Here is a 15,497-nt window from a genome sequence, read left to right on the forward strand (position 1 = left end):
AACAATCTAATCATAAGAACACATGAATAATTTATTAAGGAGCATAACTTTATTGTTGTTGATGTTTATTCTGGGAAGTGTTAGTGCACAGAATACAAGTTTGAACATCAAAGGTATTGTTCGTGATGCAATGGGTGACCCCATTGTCGGAGCTACTATTTTGCAGCAAGGTTCAACGCATGGAACCATTTCTAATAAGGATGGAGAGTTTTCATTATCTGTTCCGGACAAATCAATGCTTGAGATTTCTTTCATAGGGTATCAAACAAAGATAGTTAAAGTTACCGCGCAAAAGAGAGAATTTAACATCGTGCTGGAAGATGATACACAAGTATTGGCTGATGTGGTAGTGGTAGGATATGGTGTGCAGAAAAAAAGTGATCTGACTTCGTCAATTTCCACTATCAAGTCAGAACAATTATCTTCTACTTCGATAACCTCTTTAGACCAGGGTATTCAGGGAAGAGCAGCCGGTGTAGCTGTTTTGAACACTTCGGGGCAGCCTGGTGCCGGAACTTCTATTCGCATCAGAGGTACCAGTTCTATTAATGGAAATAATGAACCTTTGTATGTGATTGATGGTGTCCCTGTGATTAGTGACGCAAGCACATTCAGTACCGGGACTTTAAAGAATCCTGCTCTTAATCCTTTGACTAATATCAATCCCAATGATATTGAATCCATTGAAATATTGAAAGATGCTTCTGCAACTTCCATATATGGTGCTCGTGGGGCGAATGGTGTTGTACTGGTCACTACCAAACAAGGTAAAAATGGAAAGCCTAAAGTCTCTATCGGAGCTAAATACACATTGCAGCAGGTAACTAAAAAAATGGATATGTTGAATGCAGTTCAATTGGCCGAACTGGGAAATGAAGCAACGGACAATGCAGGTGAAGAAAGAAATCCCGTTTTTGCAGGGTTGAATAATCTGTCTAAACTGAATACGAATTGGCAAGATGAGATATTCCGCACAGCACCTATGCAGAACTATGATATTTCAATATCAGGTGGTAATGATAAAACGACTTATTTTGTTTCCGGTAATTTACTGTTGCAGGATGGTATAATTATTGGTTCAGATTTCGGAAAAGGAAGTTTCCGCATTAATTTGGGGCAGCAAATAAATAAATGGCTAAAGACTGGCGTTTCTGTGAACCTGAGTTATAGCCGTTCAAATGGTGTAGTAACGAACTCGGAAGGAGGATTTGCTTCTTCGATCACTTCTTGGGCATTGGAAATGAATCCGGCTCTTCCCGTGAGAAATGAATCCGGTGATTACATTTATGAAAACAATCTCACTACAACTAACAATGTGGGTAATCCTGTACAAGATGCCTATGAAGCGAAAAATAGAAATACTTCATTTCGGACATTGGCTAATGCTTATTTAGAATGGGGTCCAGTTAAAAATCTAACTTTTAAAACGAGTATCGGTGTCGACTATTTCTATATAAAGGATCAGGCTTTCGCTCCTGGGGAGATAAAACGTGCAGAATCGAATGGTGGTTATGCCAGCGTAGGAAATCGTGACGGTTACAACTGGGTGTGGGAGAATACCGTCAACTATACAAACACTTTTGAGAAGCATACGATTAGCGCTTTGGCTGGTATGACGGCGCAAGCTTTTGTTTCGGAAAATTCGGCGGTTGCAACAGCTGATTTTACAGACGGATTTTTAGGATTCAACTCCATACAGTCAGGAGCATTGCGTCAAGCCGCAAGTTCGGGCATCTCCGAATGGCAGATGTTATCTTATTTGGCTCGCGTGAATTATAATTATGGCGGTCGTTATTTAATGAGCCTGACGGGGCGTATTGATGGATCTTCAAAATTTGGAAAGGGGAATAAATATGGCTTTTTCCCTTCAGTTTCGGGTGCTTGGAGAATTTCAGAAGAGAATTTCATGAAGCAGTTGCAAGCCATTTCGAATATGAAGTTGAGAGTAAGTTACGGTATTGTGGGTAATGAAGGAATTCCTCCTTATAGTTCGCAAGGGTTAATGTACAACACAGAAGCTTATTTTGGCAATAGTGAAGTGGCAACCGGGGTGGTGCCTTATACACTGAGTAATCAGGACCTGAAGTGGGAAACGACTTCTCAGGTAAATCTTGGTTTTGATTTGGGCTTATTCAATAATCGTCTTACCTTAACTGCGGACTATTATCGCAAAAATACGCGCGATTTGCTGCTTGCTATGCCTGTGTCATTTAATACCGGTTATGATACAGCCGTAAAGAATGTTGGCAGTCTGCGTAATGAGGGTTTTGAATTTGCTTTGGGAGTAGTGCCTTTTGCCGGTAAATTCGGCTGGGATATGAATTTTACTCTCGGTTACAATAAGAATGAAATTACAGATTTAGCTGGAAGCCAGGAGAATCTTTCGGGGGCATCTATTTTGGGAGTAACCTATTGGACTAAAATAAATGAGGGTAAACCTATCGGTACAATTTATGGATATAAAACTGATGGTATAGCACAACTGAGCGAAGACTTGTCTAAAATTCCATATTTCTCTGGAAAAACCTTGAAGCATGGCGATCGTAAATATGTCAATAAGAATGGTGATAATGTGATTAATGAGGACGATTTATTTGAATTGGGAAATGCCAATCCGGATTTTACTTTCGGATTCAATAATACCTTTACTTATAACCTGCGCGATCATTCATCCATTGGGCTGACAGTCTATTTGCAAGGTGCGGTAGGTAATGAGATTGTGAACTTCAATAAGTTTTCATTGGAAAGCTTTGACGGACATAAAAACAACTCTGTGGCAGCATTGGAAAGATGGACTCCAGAGAATCCTACTAATAAATATCCTCGTGCCACGACCAAATCATCAGGTACTATTTTATCCGATCATTATGTGGAAGACGGTTCATATCTCAGAGTGAAAGATATCACGTTAAGTTATACTTTCCCCAAAAGCATCCTTCAGAAATTTTATTGTGAGGGACTTACAATCTTTGCCGGATTAAAGAATATTTATACGTTCACCAATTATTCCGGATATGATCCCGAGGTAAGTCGTTTTTCTAACGATAATCTTTCAATGGGAGCTGATTATGGTTCTTATCCGATGTCTAAATCGTATGAGTTTGGTTTAAGAATGAATTTTTAAAAAAGAATAGATTATGAAAAAATACATATTAAGCGTTTTATTGGGTGGAGCATTTATGTTCACTGCTTGTTCGGATTTCCTGGACGAAGAGCCTAAAGGGGATATTACAAGTGAAGGATATTATAAAACTGCTCAACATGCTATATCCGCTACCAATGCTATTTATGATTATTTGATTATCGGATATGCTCCCAATGGATTATGGGATAAAAACTATGGTGGCACTTTCTACAATGATTATTGGGTTCTTCAGGATATGTTTGCTGATAATTCGGAAACAAATCAAACCAGCATTGACTATCAGTCGGTAGAAAATATGCAGATAGACCAATATAATCAGCCTGTAGAATTGTTGTGGAGAGATTTTTATCAAACGATAAAATGTTGTAATGTTGTGATTGATAAAGTTCCATCCATTGATATGGATGTGACTTTAAGAAATCAGTTGGTGGCCGAAGCAAAATTCTTTAGAGCAATGATGTATTTTGATTTGATCCGTATGTTTGGCGATGTTCCTTTACGCGAACATAATGTTGAGAGTGCTGCGGAAGATGTAACTAGCCGAACCTCCAAAGAGACAATTTATGAACTGATCTTTTCGGATCTTAAGACTGCTGAAACCGATTTGAAGTACGCTGAACGTTTTGGCGGGGGAAGACCTTACCCTGCATCTGCATCAGCTTTGTTAGCCAGGGTTTATGTTACTTATGCAGCAGAACATCAGAGTAAGGAGCATTACCAACTTGCTGTAGACAAGGCTAAATCTGTCATCAAGAGTTTCCCTATGCTTAAAAACTACGGTGATTTATTTAAGGTGACCAATCGTTTTAATACGGAAATAATCTGGGGAGTAAACTTTAGTGCGGCGTTGAGTGAAGGTTGGAAAGGTGGACAGTTTTTGGTACGTTTATTGCCTGCCCTTGACGGAGTCAGCAATGCTCAGGGATGGGAAAATGCAACCGAAGATTTGTGGAACAGCTTTGATCAGCAGAATGACCAACGCTTGGATGTTACTTTGAAAAGAAGTTTTACTTATAGTGATGGTAGCGTCGAGGATTTTGATAAGCCTTATGTTTTTAAGTATTGGGATAGCCAGGCTGAACCTAAAGGGAATAATACCGAGGCCATATTTCCGGCAATTCGTACTGCTGAGATGTATTTGATTATAGCCGAAGCTTTGAATGAAATAAATCAAGGAGCTAATGAGGAGGCGGTGATTGCAATTAATGCTGTAAGGAACCGTGCCGGGCTGACCACAGCTGTACCTACCGACTATAAGGGATTTAAAAATGCTGTATTGAACGAGTACCGCCATGAATTTGTGATGGAAGGACATCGTTGGTTTGATTTGACCAGAATGTGTACGCCGCAAGAATTTGTGTCTATCATAAAGGCTGCCAAACCGGAATCTACTCCTAAAGAATACCATGTGAAATTTCCTATTCCTCAAAGAGAAATAGACTTGTCACAAAACACGATTACTCAGAATGAAGGCTATGGACAATAACCAAAATGATAGGATTATGAATAAGTTTATCTATTTGTTGGCCTGTACATTATTTGTATCTTGCCAAAACAATAATAAGTCATCTGTGACAAAGATGGAGGTCGAACTCGATTCGATGTGGTGTACACGGCTAATGCCCGGGCTTGGCGGTGGAGTGACAGGAGGTGACGGTGCTATATCTATAGATTTGAAGGATGGAAGAAGTCTTTTTATGTGGGGAGACTCATTTTTTGGAGATGTTGTTGATGATAAAAGGAGCAAAGACTCTAAATTTGTGATGGGTAACACTTTTACGATTATTAATGAGAAAGGAGAACTGGAGACTTTGTATAGTGGTGATTTGAAGAATCCTTCCGCATATATACCGGCAGAGCAGGACGGAGATTCGCCCCGTTGGTATTGGCCTGGAGATGGATTTGTGAAAGATGGTATTCTTCATTTGTTTATGTCCAAGTTCAGGAAAGTGGGTGAGGGATCTTTTGGTTTTGAATATATGTGTTGTGACTATTTCCGTCTGGATGTGAAAACCATGAAGATCATTGATAAGGTGAATATTCCTGCTGCCAATCAGAATGGTGTACACTATGGACATGCAGTGATGCCTTATCAAAATGCAATCTACGTCTATGGAACAAAGTCGGATTCAACAGGAGCAAAGGCAGTTGTTCATGTGGCGAAAGCTGAATTGGTTGATAATAAGTTGACGAACTTTGTGTATTGGGATGGCGCTGGCTGGCAGTCGGACGCTACTAAAACGGCGAAACTTGAAGGACTTCAGAAAAATATCTCTGAACAATTTAATGTATTTAGTCTAAAAGAAAAGATAGTGTTGGTTTCCCAAAATCGTTCGGGAAATGCCAAAGAGATTTATTCTTATATTGCCGACAGTCCTGAAGGTGCATTTAGTCATGAGAAATTGCTCTATACGGTGGATGAACCTAATTTTGAAAAAGACAATATGATGACATATAATACGATGGTACATCCTCAATACATGAAAAATGATAAAATATTGATGTGTTATAATGTTAATACTTATGATTTGAAGAAGGTATTTGAGAAGGCATCGTTGTATCAGCCTCGTTTCTTTTGGGTACCCGTAGATCATATATTAAAGTGATAGTTATGGTAAAGAATAACTCTTATTTGAAAGCCATTCCCGTGCTAGCCGCTTTTTTTGTTATGGGATTCTGTGATATAGTCGGTATTTCATCCGACTATATGCAGAAGAACTTTAATTGGTCTCCAACCATGACGGGGTTTGTTCCTTCAATGGTATTCATCTGGTTTTTATTTTTAGGGATTCCTGTTGGTAACAGAATGAGTAAATACGGGCGGAAAAATACAGTACTCGCCAGTATGGCGGTGACAGTGGTTGGGATGTTTTTGCCATTGTTGGTCTACAGTAGTGTAACCTGTATTATTGCGTACGTTTTGTTAGGCGTAGGAAATGCTATATTACAGATCTCTTTAAATCCGTTATTGAATAATGTTATTTCTAGCCCTCGGTTATTGACCAGTAGTCTGACGGCCGGACAGGTTATCAAGGCTGTTTCTTCTTTGGTCGGTCCTGAAATTGTATTGTTTGCCACCCTGCATTTTGGTGATGATAAATGGTATTATTGCTTCCCCATTTTAGGCACTATTACATTATTTTTTGCTTTATGGCTGACGTTTACTCCCATTTGGAGAGAGCAGGTGGAAGAGAGTAAAGTATCTTTCTCTGATTCTTTCAACCTACTGAAGAATAGAACTATACTCATTCTTTTTTGGGGAATATTCTTTATTGTAGGTGTGGATGTCGCTACAAACTATGTCAGTTCAAAACTGATGAGTATCCGGTATGACTGGACTGCAGAACAAGTGAAGTTTGCTCCACAAGTATATTTCTTTAGTAGGACGGTTGGCGCTCTTCTCGGTGCTTTCTTACTGACCCGCATTGCAGGTGTACGTTATTTCAAAGTCAATATTCTGGCGTGTATCCTGATGCTTGTATTATTGATCGGTATTCAGAATCCCGCTGTTAGTCTATTGTGTATTGGCGGAGTCGGCTTTTTTGCTTCGTCTGTATTTTCTATCATTTATTCGATGGCATTTCAAGAGTGTCCTACAAAAATGAATCAGATTTCTGGATTAATGCTGACGGCTGTAGCCGGAGGAGGAGTGGTAACCCCTGTTATTGGGTTTGCAATAGACAATGCCGGAATTACAGCTGGGGTTATTGTCATTTTGCTTTGTGTATTGTATCTCACCTACTGTGCTTTTGCGGTAAGAGAACGCAAGAGTGGGGAGCAGACAGCTTTATAATAAATTAAAATATAATGATGAATCAGAACTTAATAAAAGGATTAGCAGTAGCTGCTATATGGTGTAGCAGTACTCTTGTACTTCAGGCAGCACAAGATAATATAGCTCCACGGGCGCACGTCACGGTATCTAATGTGTTGAATGAAAATTATGCTGCCAACAACTTGGTTGACGGTAAAATAATGTATGGTGATAAGGGCGAATGGGCTTGCAAGGGGAGCGTTACATCGTGGGGAGTCATGTATACTCCGTGGGCACAGTTGGAATGGGATGAAGAAGTGTGTGTGGATCGAGTGGTATTATATGACCGTGTGTCTCTTGCTGAACATCTTGCCGGTGGAACTCTTCAGTTTAGTGATGGATCTCAGCTTAGTGTAACAGCTATTCCCAATGATGGAAGTCCGAAAAGTATCTCTTTTCCTAAGAAAAAGGTGAAATGGATTCGTTTTGAAGCAACAGACGGTAATGGAAAGAATTTGGGGTTGTCTGAAATCGAAGTTTTTGCCGCACATGGTGATCAAACTGACTATGTGGAGTGGGTTGACCCTTATATTGAAACTACCCGGGGACGATGGTTCTTCTGTACTCCGGGAGGACGTCCCTTTGGTATGGTGGCTGCTCATGCTTTTACCCGCAATAAAAATCAGGGAGGTGGCGGATACAATTATAATTTTCCGGATATCTTGGGATTCTCTCAAATAAATGAGTGGATGATTTCCGGTCCGAACATAATGCCGGTTGTAGGGGAAATAAATCCTACTGAAGGTATGGCAGGATGGAAATCGCCTTTTAAACATGAAAGTGAAATAATTCAGCCAGGCTATCATCGTCTGTATTTGGACCGATATAAGACTTGGGTGGAATATACGGCAACAGAGCGGGCTACATTCTATCGTTTGAATTATACCGAAAATGTAAATGCCAAATTATTGGTGGATGTAGGTAGTGTTTTGGGTAATTGCTCTATGGATAAAGCTACCTTACTGCGTGTCAGCGATACACGTGTTGTTGGAGAATTTTTCACAACAGAACGCTTCTGGGGCGGTCCGGACAGCATAAAAATAAGTTTTGTACTAGATTGTAACCGCCCTATAAAAAGTATTGACGGATGGAATGAGAAGGGCGTCTTGCCCGATGTTGAGGCCATTGCGGGGAATGCTGCAGGTATGGTCTTGAACTTTGGACAGCTAAATGCTGAAGAGTTGCTTTTTAAGATGGCACTCTCCTATACCAGTGTAGACAATGCAATAGCCAATATGGATGCGGAACTGAACCATTGGGATTTTGACAAGGTTTGTAAAGAAACCCGTTCAATCTGGAATGAGGCTTTAGGACGTATAGCTGTTGAAGGTGGTACGGATGCTCAACGTATCAAGTTCTATACTGACCTTTGGCATGTATTGTTAGGACGGCATAAAATAAATGATGTGAATGGCTATTATCCGGATTATGCCGGAAATAAATACGTCAATAAACGTACGTCTGAACCTATGAAGGTACGTCGTCTTCCGCTTACAGCCGATGGAAAACCGAAGTTTAATATGTATGGCTTTGACGGGCTTTGGTTGACACATTGGAATTTGAACGTTTTATGGGGGCTGGCATGGCCCGAAGTCATGGATGATTTATCTGCTTGTCTGGTTCAGTATGCTGATAATGGAAAACTGTTGCCTCGTGGGGCATGTTCGGGTGGATATTCATTTATTATGATCGGTTGTCCGGCTACTAGTTTACTGGTAAGCACATATATGAAAGGAATTATGAAAAAAGCCGATCCTTTGCATACACTTGATGTCATAAAACGTAATCATATGCCTGGCGGAATGATGAGCTATGAGAGTGCTGATGATTTAAAGTTTTATATCAGTCATGGTTATTGTCCGGACAATGCAAGCAAAACTCTGGAATGGGCATTTCAAGATTGGGGAGCAAGCCGGATGGCTGCAAGGTTGGGAAAACGCTCGGAAGCGCGTATGTTTGAAAAACGTTCACGAGCATGGACTCCTTTATTCAATGCGGAACAGGGGTTGGTATTTCCGAAAAAGAGAAATGGTGAATGGTTGCATCAGGATGGATTGAGTGGAAGCGGTTGGGTGGAAGCTAATTCCTGGCAGGCCACCTGGTCTTTGTCTCATGAACTACCTAAGTTGGTAAAGATGATGGGAGGTGCTGATAAGTTTTGTGAGAAGTTAAATTTTGCATTTGAGCAGGCAAAGGATTTAGATTTTGTTTATGCTTACAGTGGAGGATACGTAAGTTATGCTAATCAGCCCGGATGTTCTAATGCACACGTCTTTACCTATGGTGGAAAACCCTGGTTGACACAATATTGGGTGCGTCAGGTAAAAGAACGTGCGTATGGGGGAATTACTCCAGATAAAGGGTACGGTGGTCATGATGAAGATGAAGGTCAAATGGGAGGTGTCAGTGCTTTGATGGCACTTGGACTATTTAGTGTAACAGGGACGGAATCTGATACTCCATACTATGATATTACTTCACCTATTTTTGATAAGATTACAATCAAATTGAATAAAAATTATTATGAAGGAAGTACATTTACTATAACTACCCACAATAATTCTGCTGAAAATTGTTATATCCAACGTGCGCAATTGAACAATGTGGAATGGAATTATGCACAATTTGATCATGCAGACTTTGCCAAAGGAGGAAAGCTTGAGTTATGGCTAGGTAATCAGCCCAATAAATCGTGGGGAAAGCTTAAATATTTGGCTCCGGACTCAGATTTATAATTGAAATAGAAAGTTGCTATTTCTCTATTAAATAACTGGAACAATGTCGATTCTGGCATTAATACTGGGTGTGGTTTTGTCATAACTAATAATGTTGACAGAACCACTTTTTTAAGAGGCTGGAGATGCGTTGGAAGGATAAAATTTGATTTGTTTGGATATGGAAAAGGAAACGGCGTCTATTAAAGAGAAGAAGACGCTATCTTTGCCCGAATCCTGCTCAATGATTGCGGAGTGATCCATAGATAGGAGGCTATATGCTTTAAAGGTACATATTGCAATAGTTCCGGTGTCTCTTTGATAAGAGTAAGATAACGCTCTCTTGCCCGCGGACTTCCGGAGCTGATAAGCCAGTTTTCTTGTAAAAGTAGTTGACGGTCCATCAGGTGAAGTCCCAGATTGGCGAGTCCGATAGAGGAGGAGAATAGTTGATTCAGAGCAGTCCGGGAAATACAGTAAGCTACACTATCACACATTGCTTCGATATTGATGAGCGAATATGCATTATCTACATATCCCCAGACGGAGAAGGCAGCTTCTCCGTCTGAAGCAAACCAAATGGTGGTATCTACTCCGTCTTTATGATAATATGCCCGCCAGATCCCTGTTCTTATGAAATAAAGATTGTTATTCCTGGTTCCTTCGCGTACAATTAATTCTTTCTTTTTGAAATACACTTCTTCCATACAGCCCAGTAAAGTCTGTATATCAGTTTTCGATACCTTATATTTATTGCAAAGTTTTTCAATGAATGTATCCATGCTGCAAAGATACTCATCGTCAGCGGACCATGAAGCGATCTTTGAAATAAATTCCGATAATATAAAGCATTGTTAATAACTCGGCTAATGGTACGGCCAGCCAAATACCTGCTACACCCAAAAGCGGAGGAAGGGTAAAGAAACCTATCAACATAAATACAATTCCCCGGAGAAGAGTGATGATCGTAGCTCGTTGTCCCCGTTCAACGCTTTGATAGTAACCTATTCCTATCATGTTAACCGCAAAGAAAATAAATCCGATTCCAAAAAATGGAATTCCTTTTACCGCTATGTCAAATGCGGGATAGCTGCGGTCGATAAATAATGAAACGATATTCTGACTGCATAGCACAGTGATGATGAAAAAACAGATTCCACAGATTAAAGCTGTCCGGAAGGCAAGATGCAACGCTTTTCTGACACGATCGGGTTGTCCGGCTCCGAAGTTGTAGCTGATAATCGGTTGTGCGGATTGTGCAATAGCATTGTAGACCATAAAGATGATGGGGAAGAAATAACAGGCAATGCTGAATGCTGCTACTCCGTCTTCTCCGAGATGGCGGATGAAAACATAGTTTCCTAAAAACATCATACAGGCGATAGACGCCTCACTGATGAAACCGGAGGTTCCCAGTTTTATCATGTAACCGACATTGCGGAAGGTGAGCATCAGACTTTTTATACTCAATTTAATGCGGTATAAACGGATGCTATGAGAGAATCGTAGAAGGTAGATTAGAGTCATTAATCCCCCTGCAATGGTTCCTAGACTGGTTGCGAAGGCGGCTCCCATCATTCCCCAGCCAAACTCGAAAATGAAAATATAGTCTAAGATAATGTTGAGTATGGCAGCAACGGCATTACACATCATGGCATAGTTGGGCGAACCGTCCAGCCGGATAAAGAACATACCTGTGCTTAATAGTTCGTAGAATACCAGGAATGGTAGATACCATAACATATATTCTATCACAAGCGGCAACAGCTTTTCCGAACTGCCGAGCAATTGTGCCAATGGTTCTACAAATAGGCAGCACAACACAGACATCACTAATATAATGAGTGAAGAGAAAATAAGAGCTTGTGTTATATTGATGCTTGCCGCCTTATTTTTCCCTTGCGATAAATGAATGGAGGCAACTACCGATCCTCCGATTCCGAACATCAGTCCGATTCCGGTGGCAATCATAAAGAATGGTGCCGCGATATTGACGGCTGCCAATGCATCGCTGCCAATTCCTTTCCCTACGAATATCCCGTCTGTGATGACGAATATAGCCGAGAAAACCATTCCGAGTACTGTAGGAACCAATAATTTGCGGAATAACATGGAAACGTCCATACTGCCGAAATCAATACTATCTTTCATAACTTTCTATCTTTTGTTTGTTAAATCGGGTGCAAAGGTAGGGGTCTGAAAGAAGATAAAAATTACCATTTGGTAATTTTATCCCATTTGTTGGATTTTTACAAAGTTATGATATTCGTCTCGACGAGGGGGCGATGAAAACCTATATCCATTGGTTTGCGAATCTGAAGGAGGGTATGTTACGGAATAAAGTCTCTTTGGACTTTATTTGATGATTATCTTCATTGCTTGTGCATCAAATGTCACAGATTCGTTTCGGAATAGTCTTTCTATATGTCCGCTCGTAATCATCTCATTTGTGGGGAGACTATACAATTGTGGGTTGTCAATCAGCATGATCGTGTCGCAGAGAGACAGGGCAATGTCCAGGTCGTGTGTGGAAAACAGGATACATTTTCCTTCCGTTTGCGCTAGCTTTTTCAGTAGCAGACAGAGTTCGTAGCGATTAGGTAAATCCAGAAAAGCAGTAGGCTCATCAAGAAGAATGATAGGTGTGTCTTGTGCAAGTGCGCGTGCTATCATGATTCGTTGGCATTCTCCGTCGGACATCTTATCCATTGTCTTTTCTGCATAATCGGACATTCCTACCAGGTGCATGGCAGTAACCACTCTTTTCTCATCTTCCGCCTGTAATTGTCCGATCCAGTTGGTATAAGGAGCACGTCCCAATGCGACTACATCTTTACAACGCAGGTTGGCGATGCGTACTTTGTCGGTAGTTACAAAACTAATCTTTCGGGCTAATTTCTCCGGTTTCAGTGAAGCAATGTTTTTCCCATGCAGGATGATTTCTCCGTTTTTAGGTGTTTCCAACCCCATGATGGCACGGAGAAGCGTGCTTTTTCCTGTACCATTCCGTCCGAGCAGTGCGACAAGTTGCCCGCCCGTGATATGGGTGGAAACTTTCTCCAGCAATATACGTTGTTCGTATCCTAATGTCAGATCTTTTAGTTGAATCATTTGAATATACGCAAGTTTTTACCTATTACCCATAAAATAACCGGAACACCCAATAGCGCAGTGATGCAATTCAACGGCAACAGAAACTTCTTGGCTATGATGTCACAAATCAGCATCCCGATCAACCCTGTCAGCATCGTACCCGGCATCAATATCCGGTGATCGGCGTTGTCAAACAGGATCCGTGTGATATGTGGGATAGCCAGCCCGATGAATCCTACCGGACCGCAAAAGGCTGTAACCGTTCCTGTCAGTAACGCTGTAGATATAAAAATAAGCGTTCTTGAGCGCTTGATATTCATTCCCATGGTGCGTGCATAATTTTCACCAAGCAACAACAGATTCAGTGATTTGATACAGGCGATGGATAGCAGCAACCCTATGCATATTACTGGTATCATAATTGTTAATTGCCCTGTCGTGATGTGGCTAAGTGAGCCCAAAGCCCAAAGTGTGAACATTTTCAGTTGTTCTGCAGAACTTAGGTATTGTAATATCTGGATGATAGCTCCCGCCACGTAACCTATCATGACTCCCATAATCAGTACACCTAATATATTTTTTACTTTTCGACTGATGATGGCTACTCCCAGCAGTATGACGGAAGTCCCTATCCACCCCGAACCTACAATACCGACTGATTGCAGAAAGGGAAAATCTGTCCAACCGAGAAGCGGGGCACCTAGTATAAACAATGCCACTCCAAGACCCGCCCCGGAGCTCACTCCCAGCAGGTAAGGATCTGCCAGCGGATTCTGGAAAACTGTCTGCATTTGCAGACCGCTAACCGAAAGCGCTATACCTATCAATGCAGCCACTATGACGCGGATAAAGCGGATGGAGAGAATTATATTGCGGGTGGTTTCGTCACATTCACCCCCGGTGAGTATTGCTCCTATCTTTGATATAGGGATGAAAGTATCTCCTGTTGCCATATCTACTAATAGTAACAGAATGGCAACTATTCCTAATGCGGTGAATAATAGAGCGGTACGTCTGCGGGATTGTTTCATTCCAGGTGTCTGTAATAATAAGGTGAATCGGAAACGAGTTCCGGATGGAAAATATGAATTAGATCACGCAACACCACATCAGGACGAACAACTGCTGATTCCCAATAATCATTGCCTCCTGTCGATGTCAGTCGCAGGTTATTGTTGTAGACTGTCTTTTCCCGGACGGCTTTAGCATCTGCAAATTTAGGATTGACAGCTTTTAATTCATCTAATGTGGTGACCGAACCTACATTGATCCAATAATCTGCCTTTTGTATCAGTTCGTAGGCTGTTTCCAAACCGATAGGAGTTGAACTGTTGGAATTGTTCTCTTTGTAAATGTAGTCTGCACCCGCGTCTGCGATTAACTGTGCCATGTAACTTTGGGTGGAAGGCATTACCCAACTGTCGTTCCATGGAGTGTTGAACATGACGGTAGGGTGTTGGCTGATGGAGTCGGTGAGAGCTTTTAAAGCATGGTAGCGTTTCGGGATTTCCCGGAACACTTCAATCCCTTTCTCCCGGTTGTCAATCAATTCGGAAAGAACAACCATCCACTCGGCTTTTCCCAGTGGAGATTCTTCCAGATATTCTCCCATATATATATAAGGTATGGCTAATTCTTTCAATTTATCTGTAACAGCTGTTTGAGCATCACCAATACCATATAATAGTACGACGTCCGGCTTTAATCCCAGCAACAACTCGTAATTCATTTCCGCTCCCATATCTTTGATTGAATCTTTGTGGGCGAGAATGTAAGGATTAGACACGTAATTGATGCCGGATACTCCGACAATACGTTTGAGTTCTCCCAATGCATCGAGCATGGCGATGTAGGAAGAAGACATACATACGATATTTCTGGCTCCGGCAGGAATGACAGGACTATTAAAACCTGCAGGAGCTTGCTCTCCGTTGCGCGAAATGAAATAGGACATTTTCACGTCCTGTGCTCCTTGCCATGGATTGGAAACTTGAATGAGGGTACTGGCCGCATTGTCTGCCCCCAGGATTTTAAATCCGGAAGCGTATTCGGGAGTATATATATCCTGATTGAATCTCTCCAGAGATGTTTTATTACGTGATATACAGCTTGCCAAAAAGAAGAGGCATAGTAGCGCGATGGTTAAGATTGGAGATTTCACTTTTATACAGATTTTAATTAGAAAAAAGATTAGTGGATGCTCTCGAGTGGCAAAGATAGGACTAATTATTAGTTTGTTTTTATTTTCATTAGAATTTTCTTCTGATTTGTTTCTATTTGATGTATCTTTGCCGCAGAAATTTTGGTGTCATTCGTCCGATGCTACGGAAGAATGGTGAAAAGGGAATCAGGTGTAAATCCTGAACAGACCCGCTGCTGTAAGCTCCGCCAGAAGTTTTCCTACAATACTCAAATCCACTGTCTCGCTTTGGAGAGATGGGAAGGGCGTTAGGAAAATGGAGTAAGTCAGAAGACCTGCCAAAATTGAATTCTTGAAACTTTCCGGGATTAGAGTTTGAAGAGTGCAGTTTTTAATTCAAAATACATCTTTAATTGCTGATGTGAAGTTTCAGAAAGGAGAAATATGCCTTTTTGAATGTTCCATTATACGGGGGAGAAGTACGTATATTGGTTTGAGTATGTAGAAAATTGCATCCTTGCTGTAACCCTATGAAAGTTGGCTCACCCGATAATCATTGGGGGTATGCATAAATCTTAGCCAGTCTAAAGA

General features: G+C 41.1%; 10 protein-coding genes and 1 riboswitch. Of the genes, 5 read left to right on the forward strand and 5 right to left on the reverse strand.

The features are described 5' to 3' along the window. The first annotated feature begins 22 nt into the window (after window positions 1-22). Genes DW862_RS16980 through DW862_RS17000 form a run of 5 tightly spaced genes read left to right on the forward strand, consistent with a single transcriptional unit; the run spans window position 23 to window position 9,694 of the window. On the forward strand, window positions 23-3,124 hold the full coding sequence (locus DW862_RS16980; protein ID WP_120069495.1) for a TonB-dependent receptor: 3,102 nt from the start codon (window positions 23-25) through the stop codon (window positions 3,122-3,124). A 13-nt stretch (window positions 3,125-3,137) separates the two neighbouring features. Continuing rightward, window positions 3,138-4,631: a RagB/SusD family nutrient uptake outer membrane protein gene (locus tag DW862_RS16985; protein ID WP_120069499.1), complete on the forward strand. Its 1,494-nt coding sequence runs from the start codon at window positions 3,138-3,140 to the stop codon at window positions 4,629-4,631. A gap of 16 nt (window positions 4,632-4,647) precedes the next feature. After that, window positions 4,648-5,751 (forward strand): DUF4185 domain-containing protein, encoded by a 1,104-nt coding sequence (locus tag DW862_RS16990; RefSeq protein ID WP_120069522.1) that lies wholly within the window; start codon window positions 4,648-4,650, stop codon window positions 5,749-5,751. 5 nt (window positions 5,752-5,756) lie between these two features. After that, window positions 5,757-6,938 carry a sugar MFS transporter gene (locus DW862_RS16995; RefSeq protein WP_120069502.1) on the forward strand — a complete coding sequence of 394 codons (1,182 nt, stop codon included), beginning with the start codon at window positions 5,757-5,759 and terminating at the stop codon, window positions 6,936-6,938. A 17-nt stretch (window positions 6,939-6,955) separates the two neighbouring features. Beyond that, the gene (locus DW862_RS17000; protein ID WP_120069525.1) at window positions 6,956-9,694 is read left to right on the forward strand and encodes a GH92 family glycosyl hydrolase; all 2,739 of its coding nucleotides are present in this window, start codon (window positions 6,956-6,958) and stop codon (window positions 9,692-9,694) included. A gap of 182 nt (window positions 9,695-9,876) precedes the next feature. Here DW862_RS17000 and DW862_RS17005 read toward each other — a convergent pair whose 3' ends face one another. The 5 genes from DW862_RS17005 to DW862_RS17025 all read right to left on the reverse strand — a co-directional run bounded on the left by DW862_RS17005 (window position 9,877) and on the right by DW862_RS17025 (window position 14,927). Next, entirely contained in the window at window positions 9,877-10,455 is a 579-nt protein-coding gene (locus DW862_RS17005) for a Crp/Fnr family transcriptional regulator (RefSeq protein WP_120069505.1), read from the reverse strand. Window positions 10,456-10,474: 19 nt separating this feature from the next. After that, complete coding sequence (locus DW862_RS17010; RefSeq protein WP_120069508.1) at window positions 10,475-11,824, reverse strand: MATE family efflux transporter; 1,350 nt, start codon at window positions 11,822-11,824, stop codon at window positions 10,475-10,477. Window positions 11,825-12,028: 204 nt separating this feature from the next. Continuing rightward, window positions 12,029-12,784 carry an ABC transporter ATP-binding protein gene (locus tag DW862_RS17015; RefSeq protein ID WP_004313546.1) on the reverse strand — a complete coding sequence of 252 codons (756 nt, stop codon included), beginning with the start codon at window positions 12,782-12,784 and terminating at the stop codon, window positions 12,029-12,031. Next, entirely contained in the window at window positions 12,781-13,797 is a 1,017-nt protein-coding gene (locus DW862_RS17020) for an iron ABC transporter permease (RefSeq protein WP_120069511.1), read from the reverse strand. The genes DW862_RS17015 and DW862_RS17020 overlap by 4 nt, the downstream gene beginning before the upstream one ends. Beyond that, on the reverse strand, window positions 13,794-14,927 hold the full coding sequence (locus tag DW862_RS17025) for an ABC transporter substrate-binding protein (protein ID WP_178287198.1): 1,134 nt from the start codon (window positions 14,925-14,927) through the stop codon (window positions 13,794-13,796). The genes DW862_RS17020 and DW862_RS17025 overlap by 4 nt, the downstream gene beginning before the upstream one ends. 125 nt (window positions 14,928-15,052) lie before the next feature. Next, window positions 15,053-15,264: riboswitch (cobalamin riboswitch) on the forward strand. The last annotated feature ends 233 nt before the right edge of the window (window positions 15,265-15,497 follow it).

Source organism: Bacteroides sp. AM37-9, assembly GCF_003603455.1.
GTDB classification, from domain to species: domain Bacteria; phylum Bacteroidota; class Bacteroidia; order Bacteroidales; family Bacteroidaceae; genus Bacteroides; species Bacteroides xylanisolvens.